19 protein-coding genes and 1 pseudogene are annotated in these 21,520 nt (G+C 72.9%); 13 read left to right on the forward strand and 7 right to left on the reverse strand.

Going from position 1 to position 21,520, the window contains the following annotated elements; translation table 11 throughout:
• Positions 1-31: 31 nt before the first annotated feature.
• Positions 32-661: a DJ-1/PfpI family protein gene (locus tag ACWDX7_RS24080; protein WP_451492129.1), complete on the forward strand. Its 630-nt coding sequence runs from the start codon at positions 32-34 to the stop codon at positions 659-661.
• Positions 662-824: 163 nt separating this feature from the next.
• Positions 825-1,301: a MarR family winged helix-turn-helix transcriptional regulator gene (locus ACWDX7_RS24085; protein WP_451492171.1), complete on the forward strand. Its 477-nt coding sequence runs from the start codon at positions 825-827 to the stop codon at positions 1,299-1,301.
• Here ACWDX7_RS24085 and ACWDX7_RS24090 read toward each other — a convergent pair.
• Positions 1,298-1,777, reverse strand: a complete 480-nt coding sequence (locus tag ACWDX7_RS24090; protein WP_451492130.1) for an HIT family protein — start codon at positions 1,775-1,777, stop codon at positions 1,298-1,300. The genes ACWDX7_RS24085 and ACWDX7_RS24090 overlap by 4 nt on opposite strands.
• Positions 1,778-1,987: 210 nt before the next feature.
• On the opposite strand from ACWDX7_RS24090, the gene ACWDX7_RS24095 reads away from it, so the two are divergent.
• From ACWDX7_RS24095 to ACWDX7_RS24125, 7 genes are all read left to right on the forward strand, one after another.
• A complete protein-coding gene (locus ACWDX7_RS24095) occupies positions 1,988-2,935 on the forward strand; it encodes an alpha/beta hydrolase (RefSeq protein ID WP_451492131.1) in 948 nt (315 codons plus the stop codon).
• Positions 2,928-4,226, forward strand: a complete 1,299-nt coding sequence (locus ACWDX7_RS24100) for an acyltransferase family protein (RefSeq protein ID WP_451492132.1) — start codon at positions 2,928-2,930, stop codon at positions 4,224-4,226. Before ACWDX7_RS24095 ends, ACWDX7_RS24100 begins: the two co-directional genes overlap by 8 nt.
• On the forward strand, positions 4,219-5,628 hold the full coding sequence (locus ACWDX7_RS24105) for a sensor histidine kinase (protein ID WP_451492133.1): 1,410 nt from the start codon (positions 4,219-4,221) through the stop codon (positions 5,626-5,628). Before ACWDX7_RS24100 ends, ACWDX7_RS24105 begins: the two co-directional genes overlap by 8 nt.
• A 6-nt stretch (positions 5,629-5,634) precedes the next feature.
• The gene (locus ACWDX7_RS24110) at positions 5,635-6,315 is read left to right on the forward strand and encodes a response regulator (RefSeq protein WP_451492134.1); all 681 of its coding nucleotides are present in this window, start codon (positions 5,635-5,637) and stop codon (positions 6,313-6,315) included.
• An 87-nt stretch (positions 6,316-6,402) separates the two neighbouring features.
• A complete protein-coding gene (locus ACWDX7_RS24115; protein ID WP_451492135.1) occupies positions 6,403-7,734 on the forward strand; it encodes a sensor histidine kinase in 1,332 nt (443 codons plus the stop codon).
• Positions 7,731-8,390, forward strand: a complete 660-nt coding sequence (locus ACWDX7_RS24120; protein WP_451492136.1) for a response regulator — start codon at positions 7,731-7,733, stop codon at positions 8,388-8,390. The genes ACWDX7_RS24115 and ACWDX7_RS24120 overlap by 4 nt, the downstream gene beginning before the upstream one ends.
• A gap of 183 nt (positions 8,391-8,573) precedes the next feature.
• Positions 8,574-9,791 carry a cytochrome P450 gene (locus ACWDX7_RS24125; RefSeq protein WP_451492137.1) on the forward strand — a complete coding sequence of 406 codons (1,218 nt, stop codon included), beginning with the start codon at positions 8,574-8,576 and terminating at the stop codon, positions 9,789-9,791.
• Between the two features lie 101 nt (positions 9,792-9,892).
• Here ACWDX7_RS24125 and ACWDX7_RS24130 read toward each other — a convergent pair whose 3' ends face one another.
• Positions 9,893-10,753 (reverse strand): diacylglycerol kinase, encoded by an 861-nt coding sequence (locus tag ACWDX7_RS24130; RefSeq protein WP_451492172.1) that lies wholly within the window; start codon positions 10,751-10,753, stop codon positions 9,893-9,895.
• 184 nt (positions 10,754-10,937) lie between these two features.
• On the opposite strand from ACWDX7_RS24130, the gene ACWDX7_RS24135 reads away from it, so the two are divergent.
• Complete coding sequence (locus ACWDX7_RS24135) at positions 10,938-12,221, forward strand: adenylosuccinate synthase (protein WP_451492138.1); 1,284 nt, start codon at positions 10,938-10,940, stop codon at positions 12,219-12,221.
• An 80-nt stretch (positions 12,222-12,301) separates the two neighbouring features.
• Here ACWDX7_RS24135 and ACWDX7_RS24140 read toward each other — a convergent pair whose 3' ends face one another.
• The 4 genes from ACWDX7_RS24140 to ACWDX7_RS24155 form a co-directional block, all read right to left on the reverse strand.
• On the reverse strand, positions 12,302-13,180 hold the full coding sequence (locus ACWDX7_RS24140) for an alpha/beta hydrolase family protein (protein WP_451492139.1): 879 nt from the start codon (positions 13,178-13,180) through the stop codon (positions 12,302-12,304).
• A 171-nt stretch (positions 13,181-13,351) separates the two neighbouring features.
• Positions 13,352-14,695 carry a kynureninase gene (gene kynU, locus ACWDX7_RS24145; protein ID WP_451492140.1) on the reverse strand — a complete coding sequence of 448 codons (1,344 nt, stop codon included), beginning with the start codon at positions 14,693-14,695 and terminating at the stop codon, positions 13,352-13,354.
• Positions 14,688-15,533 (reverse strand): tryptophan 2,3-dioxygenase, encoded by an 846-nt coding sequence (locus ACWDX7_RS24150; protein WP_451492141.1) that lies wholly within the window; start codon positions 15,531-15,533, stop codon positions 14,688-14,690. The genes kynU and ACWDX7_RS24150 overlap by 8 nt, the downstream gene beginning before the upstream one ends.
• A gap of 158 nt (positions 15,534-15,691) precedes the next feature.
• Positions 15,692-16,105 (reverse strand): DUF3151 domain-containing protein, encoded by a 414-nt coding sequence (locus tag ACWDX7_RS24155; RefSeq protein ID WP_451492142.1) that lies wholly within the window; start codon positions 16,103-16,105, stop codon positions 15,692-15,694.
• 319 nt (positions 16,106-16,424) lie between these two features.
• Between ACWDX7_RS24155 and ACWDX7_RS24160 the strand changes: the two genes are divergently transcribed.
• The 3 genes and pseudogenes from ACWDX7_RS24160 to ACWDX7_RS24170 form a co-directional block, all read left to right on the forward strand.
• Positions 16,425-16,583, forward strand: a complete 159-nt coding sequence (locus ACWDX7_RS24160) for a hypothetical protein (RefSeq protein WP_451492143.1) — start codon at positions 16,425-16,427, stop codon at positions 16,581-16,583.
• A gap of 191 nt (positions 16,584-16,774) precedes the next feature.
• Positions 16,775-17,803: an MFS transporter gene (locus ACWDX7_RS24165; protein ID WP_451492144.1), complete on the forward strand. Its 1,029-nt coding sequence runs from the start codon at positions 16,775-16,777 to the stop codon at positions 17,801-17,803.
• A 142-nt stretch (positions 17,804-17,945) separates the two neighbouring features.
• Positions 17,946-19,262 (forward strand): annotated as a pseudogene (locus ACWDX7_RS24170) (IS701 family transposase); the annotation flags it as partial.
• 262 nt (positions 19,263-19,524) lie between these two features.
• Here the strand turns inward: ACWDX7_RS24170 and ACWDX7_RS24175 are convergent.
• Positions 19,525-21,465: a GAF domain-containing protein gene (locus ACWDX7_RS24175; protein ID WP_451492145.1), complete on the reverse strand. Its 1,941-nt coding sequence runs from the start codon at positions 21,463-21,465 to the stop codon at positions 19,525-19,527.
• Between the last annotated feature and the right edge of the window lie 55 nt (positions 21,466-21,520).

Raw genomic sequence — 21,520 nt, forward strand, 5'->3', positions numbered from 1 at the left:
GAGGACACACCCCATGCCGGAGGCGAGCACCATGAGCCAGACCCCCCGCAAACCCGTCCACCTCGCGGTCTACGACACGTACGCGGACTGGGAGACCGGCCACACCACCGCGCACCTCACGCAGCGCGGCTACGAGGTCCGTACGGTCGGCCTCGCCGCCGATCGGACGGTCACCACCATGGGCGGGGTCCGCATCCAGCCGGATCTGGCCCTGGCCGACCTGCGACCGCAGGACTCCGCCTTGCTGATCCTCACCGGAGCCGGTCTGTGGGACACGAGCGACGACCTCGCGCCGTTCGCGGCCAAGGCGCGTGAGTTCCTGGCCGCCGGGGTCCCGGTCGCGGCGATCTGCGGGGCCACGGCCGGCCTGGCTCGGGAGGGCCTGCTGGACGGCCGCAACCACACCAGCGCCGCTTCCTTCTACCTGGCGCAGCAGCCGGGCTACGCGGGCGCCGAACGCTACGTCGAGGTGGACGCGGTCACGGACGGCGACCTGATCACCGCGGGACCGACGGAACCGGTGGCCTTCGCCCGCGAGGTGTTCGCGCGCCTCGACGTGTACAAGCCGGACGTTCTGGACGCGTGGTACCGCCTGTTCCACGACTCGGACGAGACCGCGTACCCGGTCCTCATGGCGGCGGCGGAGTCGGGTGATGCCTGAGCCCCAGGCAGGGAAGGCACGGTCGGGCGCGGAACGGCGGCCGGATCCGGGGCGGGAGGCGGAGCCGGGGCGGGAGGCGGAGCCGGGGCGGGAGACGGATCCGGGGCGGGGGCAGGATCCGGAGACGGAGACGGAGGGGCTCTCGCTCCGGGCCCGCCAGGATCTGCTGAGCCGTACCGCGCTCGGTGTGTTCCGGCTGAACGGCCAGCTCCTCTCCGTCTCCGAGGAACTGGCCCGGCCGGCCGGGCTGACCGCCGCCCGGTGGCAGGTGCTGGGCGCGGTCCTGCGCGAACCGCTGCCGGTCGCGGGCATCGCCCGCGCCATGGGCAACACCCGGCAGAGCGTGCAGCGCATCGCGGACCTGCTGGCGGCCGAGGGGCTCGCCGAGTACGTACCGAACCCCGCCCACCGGCGGGCCAAGCTGCTGCGCCCTACGGAGGCCGGGCGCGCCGCGATCGCCCGTATCGGTCCGGGGCACGCGTCCCTGGCCACCCGTCTCGCGCAGGAGCTGGGCGAGGAGGGCTTCGCCGAGACCGTCCGCGTCCTGGAACGCCTGTCGAGCGCGCTGGACGCCCTCACTCCGCCCGGCCGGCCCACCGGCGCGGTGAGCGGCGCACTCACCGGCCCTAGCAGGCTTTAGGAGGGAAGGCCGTCCAACTCCTCGCCGATCGCGACTCGCAAGCCGTCGTGGCGGGGTGCCAGCGCGTGCTGGTCTCCACGCCAGTACTCCTCCTGTTCGTACAACCAGACGGGCTTGCGGACGAGTTCGGTCGGCTCCCAGTCGTACCGGGGCCAGATGTGGGCGTGGAGGTACGGGTCGGTGTTGCCCAGAATCTCGATGTTCACGCGGCGGAAGGCCGGGTCGAGCCGTCGGCATGCCCTCTCGACGGCCTCGGCGAGGCGCTCCATGTCGGAGAGGTACGCGGTTCTGCGCGTCCGGGGCAGGTCGGAGAGGCGGGTCGCCGCGGGATCGTCGGTCAGGAGCACCGAGTAGCCGGGCAGGAACTGCCGGTCCCCGATCGCGGCGAAGCCTGCGTCGAGGCGGCGCAGCACGGTGGGGTTCTCGTCCCGGTGCGCGCTGCCGATGCGGTCGCGGCGCCAGTCGGTGTCGGTCATCCCGGGGCCTTAACCCTCCCGAGTCCCCCGCTCTGCCCCCCTCGCTCTGCCGCTCAAGTGCCCTGTCCTCCCGCTGAAGTAGGGCCCCTCATACCTGAGAGCTACCGGGGAAGAGAGCTCTTGCGCGGGACGCCGACCACGCCCGCTGATTTCTAACTTCGGAACAGAGAAGAGCGCCGAGGCCTTCTCCGGACCGAAGGAACACACACCATGACCACCACTGGCCGACTGCGCCGAACCCTGCTGGCCGGCCTGGTCGCCGCGGCCGTCGTGTTTCCCGTCTCCGCCGCTGCCTCGCCCGGCGTCCCGGCCCCCGCGCCCGCGGTGTTCGCCGACTCCACCGCTCCCCACGCTCGGTACGCCGCCAACCGCGCCCAGCTCGCCGAGGCGGCCCGCATGGCGCGGGACGCCGGCCGCAGCGGTCGCGCCACCAGGCTGCGCGCCATGGAGACGGGCGGATCGGCGCAGTTCCTGGCGTTCGACGGGAGCGGAAGGGGGCGGGCGGTCGAGGTGTTCGGCGATCTGGCGAGCGCGGACCGGGTCACCGTCCTGGTGCCCGGCTCAGACACGACCCTGGACACCTACGAGAGGTTCCGTGCCGGGGCTGTCGCCCTGCACCAGCGCCTCCAGGCCGGGCATCCGCGCTCCGCCGTGGTCGCCTGGCTCGGGTACGACACCCCCGGCACGGTCAGCACGACCGTCCTCACCACCGACCGAGCGGACGAGGCCGCTGCCGAACTGGGGCCGTTCGTAAACCGGTTGGGGGACATGGCCGCGCCTGGCGCCCGGCTGTCCCTCCTCTGCCACTCCTACGGTTCCGTGGTGTGCGCCCGCACCGTGACCGGCCCGGCAGTCAGTGACGTGGTCCTCTACGGCAGCCCGGGCACGGGGGCGGTTTCCGCCGGGGAATTGCCGACCGGGGCACGGGTCTGGGCCGGGCGGGGCAGCGGTGACTGGATCGCGCAGGTGCCGCATGGCCGGCTCGGCGGGGTCGGTTTCGCCGCCGACCCCGTCGATCCGGCCTTCGGGGCACGGGTCTTCACCGCCGGCACCGCCGGGCACAGCGATTACCTCAAGCCCGGCACCGAGTCCCTCGACAGCCTGGCCGGCATCGTCCTCGGCACCGCCGTCTTCGTCCAGGAGGCCGGCCATGCGTAATCTCCTCGCCCGCTGGTCCGCCCTCGCCGACCGCGTGGACGCCGCCACCCCGGCCGGCCGGGACCGGGGCGTGGACGCGCTGCGGGCCGTCGCGATCCTGGGCGTGGTGCTCGGCCACTGGCTGGTCACCGCCCTGACCACCGCCGAGGGCGGCTTGAGCGGCACCAGCCCGCTGGAGCACATGGGCTGGCTGGCTCCGGTGTCCTGGGTGTTCCAGACGCTGGCCGTCTTCTTCCTGGTCGGCGGCCATGTCGCCGCCCGCGGGCATGCGTCGGCGCGGGCCCGCGGGATCCCGTACCGCACGTGGGTCGGGCAGCGGTTGGTCCGGCTCTTCCGTCCGGTCTCCGCCGTGCTCGTCCTCTGGGCGGTCGCGGCGGGCGGGATGCTGCTCGGCGGGGTGGAGGTGCCCACGGTCCAGACGCTGGTCAAACTGGTGCTCTCGCCCCTGTGGTTCCTGCTGGTGTTCGCCGTGCTCACGGCCGCGACCCCGCTCGTCGCCCGGCTCAGTCCACTGTGGCCGCTGATCGTGGTGGCGGGTGTCGACCTGTGGCGTTTCGGCTTCGGCGGTCCCGAGTGGATCGGCTGGGTCAATCTGGCCGCTGGCTGGCTCGTCCCCTACGCGCTGGGTGCCGCCTGGTCTCGGGGAGCCTTCGCCCCGCGCCGGTCCGCTTTCGCCCTGTTCGCCGGCGGGAGTGCCGCCACCGCCGCGCTGGTCCTCTGGGGCGGCTATCCGGCCTCGATGGTGGGCGTCCCGGGCGCCGCCCTGTCGAATCTGAACCCGCCGGCGCTCGCCGCTGTCACCTTCGGCCTAGCGCAGTGCGGGCTGGCTCTGCTGGTGCGCGAGCCGCTGGCCCGAGCCATGCGGCGGCCGGCGGCCTGGGCGAAGGTGGCGCTGGTGAACCTGTCGGCCATGACGATCTTCCTCTGGCACCAGACCGCCATGATGGCCGTCACCGCGCTCGGCCTGCTGCTCTCGGCGGATCTGCCCGGGCTGCACACCGTGCCCGGCTCCATAACCTGGATTGCGGCCCGCCTGCTGTGGCTGCCGGTCTTCGCGGCTGCTCTGACGGTGTGTTGGGCCGCCTTCCGCTCGTACGAACAGGGCACGCGTGGCCCGGGTACAGGTTCCGCCCGACCAGCCCGACCAGCCCGATCAACACAACCAGCCGAGCCGGCGCGGCCCGTCCGGCTGCCCCCCACCCGCCCCGTCCCGGACACAGCTCGGCCCCTGCGGACGCAGCCCGCCGACCTGCCCCGGACGGCGTCCGGCGCGGAGGTTTCCCATGCCTAGGCTGACCGGCGTGACCGAACAGCACGCGCCCCTGGCCCAATCCCCGCCCGCCGCTACAGCTGAGGGCAGCGTCCCGAGCCGGCCGCTCGTCCGTGAACTGTTCACCCTGCGCCCGGATCCGCTCCCCCGGATGTCCCGGCCGCGCTGGCTGGCCCGGCTGCCACATGTACTGGTCTTCTATGCCGCGGCCTTCTTCAGCGCCCTCAACACCCAGCAACTCGGCGATCACTACACCGTCAGCGGCCTCAGCCTCGTCATGCTGCCGCTCCTGACCGGCGTGTCCATCGCCCTCGGGATGTTCCGGCCGATCGCCGCCTGGTGGCTCGGGTTGCTCACCGCGGGACTGATCGCATGGGTCATCCACGACCACGTCGGACCTGGCCAGACCTGGCCATGGATGCCCGGCGGGATCTTCCCCTTCGCGGCCGTGCTCCTGCTGCTCGCGCTGCGGGTTCCGCCGCGGGTGACGATCACGGCCGTCGGCGTATCGGTCGCCCTGACCGGCCTGGCCGAGGGGCTCTTCCGGCCGGCGCGCAGCGGGAGCAGCATCTTCATAGCCCTGCTCCTCTTCGGCTTCGTGGGGCTTCTCGGATACGCGCTGCGCGCTGTGCGCCTGACGCGCGGCGAACTGGTTCAGCAGGAGACCCTCACCGAGGAGGAGCGGGCCCGGCGCACCCTGCTGGAGGAGCGCAGCCGCATCGCCCGTGAGCTGCACGACGTGGTCGCGCACCACATGTCGGTCATCTCCATCCAGGCCCAAGTCGCCCCGCACCTGGTGGAGAATCCGTCCGAGGAGCTCAAGGAGAACCTGGCGGGCATCCGGCAGAACGCTTTGGAGGCGCTGACGGAGCTGCGCCGGGTGCTGGGGGTCCTGCGCTCCGAGCAGCCGGACGGCCCCGCCGGTCCCCACCACCCGCAGCCCACGCTGGCCGATCTGGACAGCCTCGTGGAGAACGTGCGTGGGACGGGGCTGGAGGTCACCACCGAGATCGCGGGCATCCGCCGGCCGCTGACGCCGGGCGTCGCCCTCACCGCATACCGGATCGTGCAGGAGGCGCTGAGCAACTGCCTGCGCCATGCGCCCGGTTCGCAGGTGGAGGTCGGGATCGCGTACGGTCCGCGTGATCTGCACCTGTGCGTCGCCAATTCCGTGCCCACCCGGCCCGCTCCGCCCTCACCCGGGGCGGGACACGGACTGCTGGGGATGCGGGAGCGGGCAGGCATGCTGGGGGGCGAGCTGGCCGCCGGCCCACGTCCCGACGGCGGGTACGAGGTGAGCGCCGTACTCCCGATGGATCCGCCCGGCGACGCCTCACCCGAGGCGAGATCCCGGACGAAGCCCGCACCGGAACGCACTCCGAAGCCCAAGACGACGCCCGATCCCAAGCCCGATACGAAGTAGGACCGCATGAGCGCCAGCGCGACCCCGATCAAGGTGATGATCGCCGACGACCAGATGATGGTCCGGCAGGGCTTCACCGTGCTCCTCAACGCCCAGCCCGACATCGAAGTCGTCGGCCAGGCCGTGGACGGGGCCGACGCCGTGCGGAAGGTCACCGAGCTCGGCCCCGATGTCGTCCTGATGGACATCCGCATGCCGGGGATGGGCGGCATCGAGGCCACCTCCGTCATCACCGGAGTCCCCGGCGCCACCGTGAAGGTGCTGGTTCTGACCACCTTCGACCTGGACGAGTACGTGTATGAGGCCCTGCGGGCCGGAGCCTCGGGCTTCCTCCTCAAGGACGCGTCGGCCGACCAGCTCGCGGAAGGGGTGCGGGTGGTGGCCGCCGGTGAGGCGCTGCTCTCGCCGAACATCACCAAGCGGCTGATCACGGAGTTCTCCCGGATGGGAGCGCCGCGAGCGCCGTCGCGGGCCAGGATCGACGAACTGACCGAGCGGGAGACCGAGGTCCTGTCGTTGATCGCCCAGGGACTGTCGAACGCGGAGATCTCCGAGCACCTGATCCTGGCCGAGCAGACGGTCAAGACGCATGTCAGCCGGATCCTGGTCAAGCTGGGCCTGCGGGACCGGACCCAGGCCGCGGTGTTCGCGTATGAGACGGGTCTGATCCGTCCGACGGGGTACTGACGCGCCCGGGTAGTACCTGAGAGGGACCCCTGGATATCCCCATCAGCGGCGACGCGGACTACAGCCGGCCGGACCTACGGTCTGTATGTGAGCGAGACGACCACCGGGGGCACAGCCCGGACACCGGAATTCAAAATGGCCTCAAGGTTGCTCCAGACCTTGCGCCAAGACCTCATCACCGATGCCTCCGCCTATCGACCCCTGCCGCTGACGGGCACCGATGGGCGGTTCGCCCGGCGGCTGCCCGAGGGGATACGCCCGTATGCCGCCTGGAGCCGCCACATCGCGGTGGGAGCGCTCGCCGCCTTCGTCGTGCTCTTCACCCTCACCTCGCGGGTGGGCTACATGGGCGATGCGGCCCTCCTCGCCACAGGTCTCATGGCCGCGGTCCCCGTCGTGATGACGCTCACCCGTCCGATCGCCGCGTGGTGGGCGGCCGCGGTGATGACGCTGGTGGTGGGCGCGCTCAGCGGATTCGACTCCTGGCCCTGGACTCCCGGGAGCTTCGTCGCCTACCTCTCCGTCCTGGTTCTCGTCACCTTGCGGACCGGGCCCCGGATAGCCGTGTGGATGTGGGTGTCCACCCTGGTGCTCGGCGTCGGACTCTCGGCGCTGCTCGTCGGCCGGTACGGGCCGACCCTGGCGCTGATGGTCGTGGCCTCGGCCATCGCCCTGGCGATCGCGAGCAGCATCCAGATACGCCGCCACGCGCAGGCGGAGGTCACCGCGCAGCAGGAGGTCACCGCCGTCGAGCGGGACAAGCGGACACTGCTGGAGGAGCGCACCACCATCGCGCGAGAACTGCACGACGTCGTGGCTCACCACATGTCGGTGGTGGCGATCCAGGCGGAGGCGGCGCCGTACCGCGTGAAGAATCCGCCACCCGAGCTGGAGGCGGCTTTCGTCACCATCCGGGAGAACGCGGTGGCGGCCCTGACCGAGTTGCGCCGGGTGCTGGGTGTCGTGCGCTCCGCGGACTACGAGGCCCCGGACGCCCCGCAGCCGACGCTGGCAGCGCTGGACGGGCTGCTGGCCAATGTGCGCGAAGCCGGGCTGAGTGTGGAGAAGACGGTCACGGGCGCGGTGCGCGAGTTGCCGCAGGGTGTGGAGCTTTCGGCGTACCGGATCATCCAGGAGGCCTTGAGCAACACGCTGCGGCACGCGCCGGGCGCCGCGGCCGGGGTGGAGGTGTCGTATGTGCTGGGCGGCCTCGGGATACGGATCGTCAATGAGGCGGCGACCGGAGACGTGCGTCCCTCGCCGGGGGCGGGACACGGGATCACGGGTATGCGGGAGCGGGTGGCCATGCTGGAAGGGGAGATGACCGCCGGGGAGACGGAGAGCGGCCGGTACGAGGTGGCGGTGTTCATACCGGTGCGCAGCCGTCCGGAGGCGGCGGCCGGGGAGACGCCGGCATGACCATCCAGGTGCTGATCGTCGACGATCAGATGATGGTCCGCGAGGGCTTCTCGGTCCTGCTGAACGCCATGGACGGCATCGAGGTGGCGGGCGAGGCGGTGGACGGCCGCCAGGCCATCGCCCAGGTGGCCGCGCTCCGACCGGATGTGGTGCTCATGGACATCCGGATGCCGGTGATGAACGGCTTGGAGGCGACGCGGGAGATCGTGGCAGCCGACACGGACGCGAAGGTGCTGGTCCTGACGACCTTCGACCTCGACGAGTACGTGTACCAAGCGCTGCGGGCCGGGGCCTCCGGGTTCCTGCTGAAGGACGCGTCGGCCCGTCAGCTGGCCGACGGGGTGAGGGTCGTGGCGGCCGGGGAGGCGCTATTGGCGCCGTCGGTGACCAAGCGGCTGATCGTGGAGTTCTCGAAGCTCTCGGAGGCGCCGAGGCTGGCCGACCCGGCGAGAGCGGGGGAGCTGACCGAGCGGGAGACGGAGGTGCTGGTACTGATCGCGCAGGGACTGTCCAATGCGGAGATCGCCCACCGGCTGATCATCGCGGAGTCCACGATCAAAACCCATGTGAGCCGCATCCTGGTGAAGCTGGGCCTGCGCGACCGCACTCAGGCGGCGGTCTTCGCCTACGAGACCCGGCTGGTGACCCCCGGCTAGCCCGCCGGCGCCCGCGCCGGCCGCTGGGCCTGGGCCTGGGCTGTGGACGCCCTCCGACTGCGGCCTGGCAGTGCCGTTACAACGCCGGCTCCGGCTGGTATGAGTGACGGCGCATCAGGAGCTACGGTCCGGTCGTCAAAGTGGCTCCGGAGGGACTCTGACGGCAGGGCCTAGGGTGCGGGGATGGGATTCGATCCGTGGGATGCCGAGTTCGTCGCCGATCCGTACCCCGCCTACGGGGAGTTGCGGGCGCGGGGGCGGGCCGTGTGGTCGCAGGAGACCGGGCAGTGGCTCGTGCCGCATTACGCCGATGTGAGCGCTCTGCTGCGGGACCGGCGGCTCGGGCGGACCTACCTCCACCGGTTCACGCACGAGGAGTTCGGGCGGGCTGCTCCGCCGCCGGAGCAGGAGCCCTTCCACGTGCTCAACGGCAACGGCTTGTTGGATCTGGAGGACCCCGCGCACGCGCGGGTGCGCAGGCTGGTGGCGAAGGCGTTCACCCCTCGGACCGTGGAGCGGCTCGTGCCCGCCGTGGAGCGGCTGGCCGGAGAGCTCGTGGGGCAGCTGCTGGCGGAGGGCGGCGGGGATTTGCTCACCGCCGTGGCCGAGCCGCTGCCGGTGGCCGTGATCGCCGAGCTGCTGGGGGTGCCTGCGGCGGACCGGGGGTTGCTGCGGCCCTGGTCGGCGGACATCTGCGGGATGTTCGAGCTCCGGCCGGACGAGGAGACGGCTCGGCGCGCGGTGCGGGCGAGCGTCGAGTTCAGCGCGTACCTGCGGGGCCTGATCGCCGAGCGGCGCTCCCGCCCCGGGGAGGATCTGATCTCCGGGCTGATCGCCGCCCACGATGAGGAAGGGCGGCTCAGCGAACAGGAGATGATCTCCACCTGCGTGCTGCTGCTGAACGCCGGACACGAGGCCACCGTGAACACCACGGTCAACGGCTGGTGGGCGCTGTTCCGCAATCCCGCACAGCTCGCGGCGCTCCGTGCCCAGCCCCCAGCCGCGCAATCCAAAAACTTGTCCACAGCTGTGGATGAACTCATGCGGTACGACACCCCTCTCCAGATGTTCGAGCGCTGGGTGCTCGACGACATCCGGATCGGGGACACCGTCATCCGACGCGGAGCCGAGGTCGCACTGTTGTTCGAGTCTGCGAACCGGGATCCCGCGCGCTTCGAGCGGCCCGACGCGCTGGACCTCGTACGGACCGACAATCCGCACCTGAGCTTCGGCGCCGGCATCCACTACTGCCTGGGCGCGCCGCTGGCACGGCGGGAGCTGGAGGCTTCGTTCGGGGCGCTGCTCGCGCAGGGGGTGCCACCCATGCGGCTCGTGGCGGAGCCGCGATGGCGCGAGGGGTACGTGATCCGGGGCCTGGAGGAGCTGCTCGTGACGTTCTAGTCAATACATCTGGTCCGGGACGGGCCGGCGGAGGTGCCCGGCCGCCCCCAGCCGCTCACCCCGCAGCCCTCCCGTCACCCCCGCCCCCTGCCCCCGCCCGCTCAGCGCGGCAGTGTGAGGGCCCAGGCGCCGGCCAGCAAGGTCCACGTACGCCGCCGGACCGGGCCGGTCATCGCCGCGTCGGCCCGGTAGCGGAAGTCCGCGCCCGACACCGTGACCGTCTTCGCCCGCGCCCGCACCGCCGACCCATCGCGACCACCACCGTCACCGCCCGCAGCGACCGAGCCACTACCGCCGATCCGGACCACGACCTCCGCCAGGCCGCCGTCGTCCCGCGTCGCCACCGAGACGTCCTCCACCGGCCGGTCCACATCCGCCAGCACCACCCCGTCGGCCTCGACCCGCAGCCGGTGGCGCCCCGCGCCACCGCCCGCGCCCGGCGGCCCGACCAGCGTCCGGACCAGCGAGCGGTACGCGCTCCACACGGACGGCCCGCCCGCCCGCGGGACGGCCGTCCGCAGCGGCGGGATCCGCAGCCCGCCCAGCACCACCCCGTCGCTGTCGTCCACCAGCAGGTCGCACGTCCGTACCGACCCGTCGAGCACGGCCCGCGCGGCCGGCACCGCCGACAGCGGCACGCCGAGCGAGCGCGCCAGTTTGAGGGACCCCGCATGCCCCACCGGCACCAGGGACAGGGCTCCCTCGCCCAGCCCCCGCTCCCGGTGCAGCAGCCCGACGGTCCGCACCAGGGCCCGGTCGTCGCCCACGATCACCAGCCGCCGATGACCCCGGCGGGCGAGAGCCCGCGCAAACTCCTCCTGCGAATCCGGGAGGCAGATTTTCGCCGCCGCTCCCGCTGACAACACATCCTTCGCGATCCGCACGGACTCGCCGTCAAGACGGCGGGCGACCGGGTCGACGAGCACAAGGAGGCCGCCTACCGGCGCGCCCGCATGGCTCATGGTGGGCTCTGGAGCCGACACCTCGGTCCTTCCTCGGGTAGCATCTTTGTGCAAGAGGCCCTTGCGCTATTGCGCCAGGGCCTTCGTTTATTCCGGGGTACCGGTCCGACGGCTCAGTCTGCGGTGTACATCGTCGTACGCCCCCTGACCTTGGACATGCCCCATCCGGAAGAGGTGTACGCCTGTGCCCGCTCTTGTGCTGCTCGGAGCTCAGTGGGGTGACGAGGGCAAGGGAAAGGCCACCGACCTGCTCGGTGGATCCGTTGACTATGTAGTGCGCTACCAGGGCGGCAACAACGCCGGCCACACGGTCGTCGTAGGCGACCAGAAGTACGCATTGCACCTTCTCCCTTCCGGCATCCTCTCCCCCGGATGCACCCCGGTCATCGGTAACGGCGTCGTCGTCGACCCGGCCGTCCTGCTCTCTGAGCTGCGCGGCCTCAATGAGCGCGGAATCGACACCTCCAAGCTGCTCATCAGCGGCAACGCGCACCTCATTACGCCGTACAACGTCACTCTCGACAAGGTCGGCGAGCGATTCCTCGGCAAGCGCAAGATCGGTACGACCGGCCGGGGCATCGGCCCGACGTACGCGGACAAGATCAACCGCATCGGCATCCGCGTCCAGGACCTCTACGACGAGTCGATCCTCACCCAGAAGGTCGAAGCGGCCCTGGAGGGCAAGAACCAGCTCCTCGCGAAGCTGTACAACCGCCGCGCGATCGACTCGGCCCAGATCGTCGAAGAGATGCTCCAGTACGCGGAGCAGATCAAGCCGTACGTCGCCGACACCACCCTGATCCTCAACAACGCGCTGGACGAGGACAAGGTCGTGCTCTTCGAGGGCGGCCAGGGCACCCTGCTCGACGTCGACCACGGCACGTACCCCTTCGTCACCTCCTCGAACCCGACCGCGGGCGGCGCCTGCACCGGCACGGGTGTCGGTCCGACGAAGATCAGCCGCGTCATCGGCATCCTGAAGGCCTACACCACGCGTGTGGGCGCGGGCCCGTTCCCGACCGAGCTGTTCGACAAGGACGGCGAGGACCTGCGCCGCATCGGCGGCGAGCGCGGTGTGACCACCGGCCGTGACCGCCGCTGCGGCTGGTTCGACGCGCCGATCGCGCGCTACGCCACCCGCGTGAACGGCCTGACCGACTTCTTCCTCACCAAGCTCGACGTGCTGACCGGCTGGGAGCAGATCCCGGTCTGCGTCGCGTACGAGATCGACGGCAAGCGCGTCGAGGAGCTCCCGTACTCGCAGACGGACTTCCACCACGCGAAGCCGATCTACGAATACCTCCCCGGCTGGTCCGAGGACATCACCAAGGCCCAGACCTTCGACGACCTCCCGGCGAACGCCCAGGCGTACGTCAAGGCCCTGGAGGAGATGTCGGGCGCCCCGATCTCCGCGATCGGCGTCGGCCCCGGCCGCACCGAGACGATCCAGATCAACTCGTTCCTGTAGGGACGACCGGTCCGATACCCGAAGGGGCGGTGCGCCAGGGCGCCCGCCCCTTCGGCGTCCCCGCGGTGGACCAGCGGGGGTTACCAGGCCAGTTGGGAGATTTCTTCCGCCACCACCGCGCAGGCGTCCGCCGCCGGGTCGATCAGGGGGAAGTGGCCGACCCCGTCCAGCAGGGTCAGGCCGACCGTCTCACCCGCCTGGGCGGCCGCCGCCACGTAGGCCTCGGAGACCCGCGCCGGGACCACGATGTCCTCGCGGCCGTGGACCACCGCCGTGGCGATGCCCGTCGGAAGCAGGGCGGCCGGATCCGCGTACGGGAGGCGCTCGGACCAGTGCTCCGCGCCGCCCAGCAGCTGCTCGCTCGCGCCGCCGCAGACCTCCAGCTGCCGCGCCACCGCGAAGTCCGCGATCGGGGCCAGCGCCACCACGCCGCGCAGCGGCGGCGGGGAGGGCAGCCTCCACGGGGAGCCGGACGGGAGCACGTGCCGGGCCGCCGCCCACAGGGCGAGCTGGCCACCGGCCGAGTGGCCGGTGAGCACGATGCGGCGGACATCGGCCTGCGGGAGGGCGGCGGCGGTCAGCCGCGCGAGGGCGTCCATCGCGGCGGCGACGTCCTCGAAGGTCTCGGGCCAGCGTCCGGCTACGGGGCCCTCGGCGTTCTGGTGCGGGAGGGAACGGCCACGCCGGTACTCGACATTGGCGACGGCGAAACCTTGCCGGGCCAGGAAGTCCGCGAAGGGCGCGACGTGCTGCCGGTCGTACGGGGCGCGCCAGGCTCCGCCGTGCAGGACCACCACCAGCGGGGCCGGGCCGCGGCTTTCGCCGCGCGGGGCGTAGAAGTCGATGACGTGGTCCGGGTGTTGTCCGTACGCGGCGCTCGCGTCCGGCGGCACGGCCGGGTGGGCGAAGGCCGAGGCGGCCTCGGCGGCGTCCCGTTCCACTGCGGCGGGGTCCGTCATCGGCTCAACCTCTCGGTAACGCGTGGGACAGCGGGGACAGATGTTCCGGTGTACCGGCAGAGCGGGACCGTATCAGTCTGGAACGGAAGCTTCCGTGCGGGGTCCGGGATGCGGCAGGGCGGGCGGGGCCGTAGCCCCGCCCGCCCTGTGAGGTGACGTTTCGCTACCGGGTCACCCGAAAATGTGACCCAGTGTGCGGGCGGCACGCTCCGCGTCGGCGAAACCGACGTAGAGCGGGGTGAAGCCGAAGCGCAGGACGTCGGGGGCACGGAAGTCGCCGATGACGCCGCGGGAGATGAGCTGCCCCATGACCTCCCGGGCGTTCTCCGTGCGCAGGGAGATCTGACTGCCGCGGTGCCCGTGCTCGGCCGGGGTGACCGACTCGGCCCGGCCCTGCGGGACGTACGCCGCCACGCATTCGAGGAAGAAGTCGGTCAGGGCGAGCGACTTGGCCCGTACGGCCTCGACCCCGACTCCGTCCCAGACGTCGAGGGCCGCCTCCAGGGCCAGCATGGACAGGATGTCCGGGGTCCCGACCCGGCCGCGCGTCGCACCATCGGCCGGGCGGTAGCCCGGGGTCATGGCGAAGGGCTCGGCGTGGCTGTTCCAGCCGGGGAGGGGGGAGTCGAAGGCGGCCTGGTGGCGGGCGGCGACGTACAGGTACGCGGGGGCGCCCGGGCCGCCGTTCAGGTACTTGTACGTGCAGCCGGCCGCCAGGTCGACACCGTACGCGTCCAGACCGACGGGGAGGGCCCCGGCGGAGTGGCACAGGTCCCAGACGGTGATCGCCCCGGCGGCGCCCGCGGCCGCCGTGAGGGCGGGCAGGTCGTGGAGGCGGCCGGTGCGGTAGTCGACGTGGTTGAGGAGGACGACGGCCGTGTCCGCGCCGATCGCCCGCGCCGCCTGGGCGGGGTCCACCGGCGTGACGGTGAGGCCGGTCATACGGGCCGCCGACTCGGCGATGTAGCCGTCGGTGGGGAAGGTGGCGGCGTCGACCAGCATCCGGGTACGGCCCGGGGAGGCGAGGCGGGCGGCACCGACCAGCGCCTTGAAGAGGTTGACGCTGGTGGAATCGCCCACCACGACCTGGCCGGGGGCGGCGCCGATGAGGGGGGCGATCTTGTCGCCGATCCGCTCGGGGGCGGTCCACCAGCCGCTCTCGTCCCAGGACCGGATGAGGAGCTCGCCCCACTGCCGGGTGACGACGTCCGCGGTGGCGGCGGCGACTCCCGCCGGGAGGGCGCCGAGGGAGTTGCCGTCCAGGTAGACGACTCCGTCGGGGAGGGTGAAGCGCTCGCGCAGCTTGCCGAGCTCGTCGGCGGCGTCCAGCCGTGCGGCGCGCTCGGCCAGGTCGGCTGTGCCGGCTATGCCGGCCAGGTGGGCCGGGGCGGCTCCGGCCGGGGACAGCGAGCCGGGGCGGGCTTGGCCGGCCGCCGGGGCAGAGCCGGCCGCCGGGCCAGAGGCAGAGGCGGCCCGGGGCAGGACGGGGGACTTCTCCGGGATCCGGTCAGACATAGCTTCGGGCCGTCCAGAGCTCCGGGAAGACGTTCTTCTGGGCGCGCTTCTCCAGCCAGGTCACCCCGGCGGAGCCGCCCGTACCGGTCTTGGCCCCCATCGCGCGGCGGGTGGCCACCAGGTGGTCGTTGCGCCAGCGCCAGACGAGCTCGGCGACGTCCGTCAGGACCTCGCCCAGGCGGTGGAGGTCCGGGTGCTGGTCCGGGGAGGCGTACAGCTGCGTCCAGACGGCCTCGACCTCGGCCGAAGGCTCGTAGCGCTGCGAGAGGTCGCGGTCCAGGACGGCGGCCGGGACCGGGAAGCCTCGGCGGGCCAGCAGGCGCAGGACCTCGTCGTAGAGGCTGGGCTCGTGGAGGGCCTTCTCCAGTTCCGCGTGGACGCGGGGGGCGCCCCGGTGCGGGACCAGCATGGAGGCCGACTTGTCACCGAGCAGGAACTCCATCCGGCGGTACATCGCCGACTGGAAACCGGAACCCTCACCCAGGGCGGAGCGGTAGGAATTGAACTGGGCCGGGGTGAGCTGGGCGAGCGGACGCCAGGAGGCGTTGAGCGCCTCCAGCTCGCGGAGGGATCGTTTCAGCGCGTCCATCGCGACGGGGATCCGGTCCTCGCGCAGCGCGCCGGCCGCCGTCTCCCACTCGTGGACGATGACGGTGAACCACAGCTCCATGACCTGGGTGGTGACCAGGAAGACCATCTCGCCCGGATCGTCCGAGCGCAGGTGCTGGAGGTGGGTGAGGACGTCCGCCTGGACGTAGTCCTCGTAGGGGGTCGTGCCGTCGAAGTCGAGGTTCGGGGTTTCCGAACCGGCTCCGGAGGCATCAAGGGCGTTCGACATCGCTGTCTCCTCGACACGTGCTTCCGGGTAGCGGTCCGCTCCTTCCGTGAGGTGAGTGGAGCCCCGGTCCCCTGCCCGCATCATAGGACGCCGCCCCGGCGCGGCTCCAGCGGAGAGTGGCACAGGTCACTGCGCCACCCCCCGCGGGATGTCCCGGCTCAGGCGTTCAGCGTGTCCGCCGCCGTCGGGGAGGAGTCGCGCAGGAAGGTCGAGCAGCGCTCGTACTCCTCCTTCTCACCGATCGCCTCGGCCGCGCGGGCCAGGGCGTGCAGGGCGCGCAGGAAGCCGCGGTTCGGCTCGTGCTCCCACGGCACCGGGCCGTGGCCCTTCCAGCCGGCGCGGCGCAGCGCGTCGAGACCGCGGTGGTAGCCGGTGCGGGCGTAGGCGTACGACTCGACCGTGCGGTCGGCGGCGAAGGCCTCGTCGGCGAGCAGCGCCCAGGCGAGGGAGGAGGTGGGGTGCGCGGCCGCCACCTCGACGGCGGGCGTACCGGCGGCGAGGGCCGCACGGCCGGGCTCGTCGGGGAGGTGGGTGGGGGCGGGGCCCCCGAGCAGGTTCTCGTGAATGGACATGCGCCCAGTCTGGGGTATGGCGGCGCGGGACCGGGCGACACCGGCGGGCGCGACGTGGACGGGCGCGACAGGAGCGGGCGGGACGCGGACGCGCGTGACAGGAAGCGGGCGGCACGCGGGCGGGCGTGACCGGAGCGGGCGGGACACCGGCGTGCGCGAGTGCGTCAACTCCCCAGATTCGGCCCCGGGGGTTTGACGGACTGGGGTGGGGCCGACTGACACCGCTCCGGTCGTATACGCAATATGACTGGGTGTCACTACTCGGTGCCACGGATCCGTTTCCCTCACCGCACCCGAAGGGCTCCTTCCCATGTCACATGTGACCATCGAAAACATTGAAAGCAGCACCCGGCCGACCTGGGAATCGCGCGGCGACGAACGCGATGAGGGCCGTGGTCCGGCCACCGAGGACGAGGGCGGCGCGTTGCTGACCGACCACCTCGCCCAAGCGGTACGGGACTTGCTGGCCGCCCGGTGACGGCTCTGGCGTACGAAGCGCTGGGCGGGGCGAGCCCCGAACCGGAGCCAGGACCGGGACCGGGGCCGGGGCCGGGGCCGGGACCGGGGCCGGGGCCGGGGCCGGGACCGGGGCCGGGACCGGGGCCGGGGCCGGGGCCAGGGCCGGGTCCCGGGCGGGGAACGCGGCCCGCGCCCGCCGCCGTCCGGCGGGTGCCCGTCGGCTGGCTCCTGCTGCTCGTGGCGCCCCTCGGCTTCGGGATGACCGTCCCGGCGCTGCTCACCGCGGACCTCGCCACCGGGCTCGCGGTCCCGGGCCCGGCCACCACCTGGCTCAGCACGGGCTTCGGGTGGGGCGTGGCCGTCGGGACGCCGTTGCTGGCGCGGCTGATCACGCGCCGCGGAGCACGGGTCACCGTGATCGTGAGCGCGGCCCTGATGCTGGCCGGAACGGTCCTGGTGGCCATCTGGCCCGTGCTGGCGCCCGCCGTCGCGGGGCGCGCCCTGCAAGGCGTCGGCGGCGGCGGGCTCACCACCGTGGCGATCACCCTGGCGGCGACGCCGCGCCGGGCGGGCGTGCTCGTCCTCGGGATCGCCGCCGCGGGGGCCGTCGCGCCGGCCGCCGGGTGGCTGCTGGCGGCGGTGGCGCCGTGGCGGCTGGTCCTGATGCTGACCGCCGTGGGCCTGGTGGCCGTACCGGTGGTGGCGGGCTGGTCGCCCGCCCCCACCCGGACCCGCCCGAGCGTCGTCGCCGACGGCGCCCCCGGCGCCTTCGGCCGCCTCGGAGCCGGGCTGCTGGCCGTCTGGGTCACCGCGCTGCTGTGCGTGCCGCAGGCGCCGGTCGTGGCCGGGGCCGTACTGCTGGTGGCGGGCATGCTGCTGGTGGGCTGGCTCCAGGTCCGGCCGGGCGGGCGGCGCGGTGCCGCTTCCGCCGTGCGGGGCCGTACGCCGCCGCCGGTCAGCGTCCTGGGACTCGCCTTCCTGCTGGCCGCCGCGCCGTTCGGCTTCCCGTTCGCCGCGGCCGCCCTGACCGGGGGTGGCCCGGGGCCCGGGGTGGTGCTCCCGCTCGCGTGCGGCGCCGTCGCGCTCCTGGCGGTCCCGGTGGGACGGGTCCTGCTGTCGCGGTTGGCCACCGGCGGGCCGCAGGATGCGCAACCCCTAAGCGGAATAGGGCTGTTCATTACCTGCTACCACCTCGGCGCCGCCACCGGACCGGCCCTCGTCGCACCCCTGCTGGTCTGACCCCCGGGCCCGATGCGGTGGTGGGCTCCCCACCACCGCGCGACCCAGCCGTGTGCCCGGCACACCTCCCCGAGAGGGGTCCCCCGGAACGACGGTAGAGGTGCCATCGACGAAGGGGGATGTCGTGAACACCAACAGCGCCATGAGGACCAACAGCACCAGACCGGGCACGGATCGACAGCAGCCGGAGCGCGGTCCCGCGGTCCGGCTCCGACGTGACGCGGTGGACGATGCGGTCGAGGAACTGTGCGCGGCGGTGTTCACGTCACTGCGGCGCCGGGACCAACGGGAGCGGGGGCGTCAGTACGTACGCGGACTGCTCGCCGCCGAGGGCCGCAAGTCGATCCGCAACATCGCCCATCAGATCGGGCCCGGCGGTCCGGCCGCCGAACAGGCCCTGCACCACTTCATCGCCGGTTCCACCTGGGACTGGCAGCCGATCCGGACCGCGCTCACGCAGTACCTGGGGCAGACCACCCCGCTCAACGCGTGGGTCGCGCAGCCGATGGCCATCCCGAAGGGCGGGGACCACTCGGTGGGCGTGGGCCACCGCTTCGACCCGCACCAGGGCCAGATGTTCCGGGGACAGCAGGCCTTCGGGACCTGGTTCACCTCCGCCGGTGTGACCACGCCGGTGGGGTGGCGGCTGTTCCTGCCGGAGGACGAGTCGCAGCGCTGCGGCGGGGAGCGGGAAGGGGACCGGGAACCGGGACGGGCACAGGGACAGGGACTGGGACTGGGACAGGGGCAGCCGCAGGGACAAGGCCGGGGGCCGGGAGCGACGGCTCCGGACTGCGAGCAGCGCGATCCGCAGCACACGGAGGAGTCGTACGAGGCCTGCGCCGTGACCGGAGTGCTGGAATCCGTACGAGACGGCCAGATGTCCGTACGGCCGGTGGTCCTCGACATCCGCGACATCGCCACCCGGTCCACGCTGAACCGGTTCGCCGAGGCCCGGGTGCCCGTGGTGGCACGCGTCAGCTCCGCCGCACGGCTGCTGGTGACCGATCCGGCGCTGCCGGGATTCGGGGCCGGCACGCTGTCCGCGCGGGACATCCTGCAGAACGTACGGGGCCTGCGCATGCCGGTCGAATGGGCCGACCCGGACCGGCCCGGCGTCCGGCGCAGCTCGCTGGTGGCGGCGGTACGGGTGATGGTGCCGGACCCGGCACCGGGGCGGCGGCGCGAGGTGCTGCTCTTCGGGGAGTGGCCGGACGCGCGCAGGCTCCCGACACAGCTGTGGCTGACGGACATGACGCGGACGCCGCCCGGCGCGCTGGTCCGGATGACGAAGCAGGCGCGGCGGGTGGCGATGGCGGCCGGGGACAGCGTGCGGGAGGTCGGGCTGCGCGACTTCTCGGGGCGGTCCCTGCCGGGCTGGCACCGCCATGTGACGCTGGCTTCGATAGCCCACGCGGCCCTTGCCCTGGGCGGGGGCATCCAGCTCCCGGCGGCTGCGTCCGCGCCGGTGGCCCGCGCGGCTGCGTCCGCGCCGGTGGCCCGTCCCCTGGCGCCCCCGCGCCTGGGCGTGCCGGTGGGCGTGGCGGCGGGACTCGGCATGCGGCGGCCCGCCGCGCCCATCCGCGCCCACGCGGCCCTGGCAGGCCGCTGACAAGCTCCCCGCCGCCAGGTCCTCTCGTCCAAGCCCCACCCCCCGGGGGGACTGCGACGAGAAGTCCCAGGGCCGTCCCCCCTGGCGGCGGGGTCCCCGGGCGGGGCCGTCAGGCCTCGCTCCGGGGGCACGCGTGTTCCGGCGCCGCGCGGTGGTCCTGGAGGACCACGCGCGTCTTGCGCAGCCGCAGAGCCATCTGGATCTCCAGGGCCTGGGCCGGCTTCTGCCAGCCCTCGCCCAGGAGTTCCGCGATGCGCTCCAGGCGGCGCGACACGGTGTTCGGGTGCACGTGGAGGGCTTCGGCGGCATGCGTGGGACTGCCGCCGGATTCGTAGTACGCGTCCAGGGTGCGCGTCAGCTCGGTGAGCCGCGTCTCGTCGTACTCCAGGACCGGCCCGATGGTGGAGGCGATGAAGGCGTCCACGTCGTGGTCGGCCGACAGCAGCAGTCCGAGGAAGCCCAGTTCGCGCAGGGACGCCGTGCCGCCGACTCCGTCGAGCGCGGTCAGGGCGTCCAGGCAGCGCGCGGCCTCCTCGTACACCGCGGCCACGCCCGAGGCGCCCTTGGTGGGGCCGGCCGCACCCGTGGAGACGGGATGGCCGAGCAGCGGCGACAGTTCCGCCGAGACCTGACGTGCCGCCAGCGATGCGTCGCCGCCCGGCAGCAGGAGCACGATGCAGCCCCGGCGCACACCCTTGAGGCCGCTGCGGCGGTACGCGTACGAGCTCGCCCAGGCGACCGCCTTGCCCAGCTCCCCGCCCTCGGGGCGGGCCACCACCACCACGTGCGGCACGTCCAGGTCGAGCCCGAGCCGGCGGGTGCGCTCCCGCAGATCCAGGTCGGCGCGGTGCGGCCGGTCCAGCAGGTCCTGCAGCAGCTCGTCGTGGACGGGGCCCTCGGCCGCCGCCGTGCCCCGCTGGATCAGCAGCAGGGCGGCCACCGCCTGCGCGGCCAGCTCCAGTAACCGCACGTCCTCGTCCGTCAGCGGCGCGGACGCGCGCAGGACCAGCACCCCGAGGTCCTCGGCCCCGGCCGTCACCGGCGCCACCCACACCTCTCCGGGAAGCGCGACGGGGATCCGCCCGGTGTGCGCCTGGAGCGCGGCCCGGGTGACGGCCTCCTCGTCCAGGCCGGGCATGTCATCGGCGGCGGTCAGCGGGCGCCCGCCCGGATCCCGCACTTGCAGTACGCCGTCCAGCGCGTCCGCGGTCGCCCGCGCGAGCGTGGACAGCCGGGCCCCGTCGAGTACCAGCCGGACCAGGCGCGCGTGGCACTCCCACAGGTGGCGGACGCGGGTCAGGGTCGTGTTGGTCGCGGAGCTGAAGTGCTCCAGCTCGGTGACCTCGTCCCGGGTGCGCTCCAGCAGGCTGGCCTTCTGAACGGCGAGCGCCGCCAGGTCGGCCAGCGAGAGCATCACCCCTATCTCGTCCGGGGTGAAGTGGCGGACCTTGCGGTGGGCGCAGTACAGCGCGCCCAGCGTGGAGTCGCCGTGGCGCAGCGGGACCGCGATGACCGCGCGCAGCCCCTCGGCCCGTACCAGCGCGTCGACGGCCGGATTGTGCGGGACGGTGTCGTCTTCGGGGTAGTCGGCGCTCCACACGGGAGCGCGGCGCTCTTGGGCGAGGCTGCCGAGGCTCGGGCCGGCCCCCGGTTCGCATCCGACGCCCAGCGCGGTGGTGTCCCCTTCGGAGGTGCGCACGTAGGAGGTGCCGTCCGAGCGCCGAAGACTCACGAACGCCATGTCGAAGTTCAGCAGTCGGCGCGCCCTCCTGGCGATGACGCGCAGCAGGCTGTCGAGGTCGTAGGGCGAGGTCAGGTCGTGCGCGGTGTCCACGAGCGCGGAGAGGGCGGCCTCCCGGGCCCGGCCGCGGCCGGCGCTGGCCAGGACCGTGCGGGCCAGGACGGCGGCCTTGGCCATCTGGGCCAGTTCGGCTTCACCGGCGCCGGAGCGCAGGGCGTCGTGCAGCAGTTCGTCGATGCGGGCCGATGACGCCTCCTGGGCGAGGAGTTCCAGCACGGCGAGCACACCGGTCCCGTGGTCCCACGCCATAACGCCTCATCCCCCCGTGGCCGGCGCCGTACCCCGTGGCGGCGGCTCCCAAAGC

It is taken from the genome of Streptomyces sp. NPDC003034 (assembly GCF_053591375.1).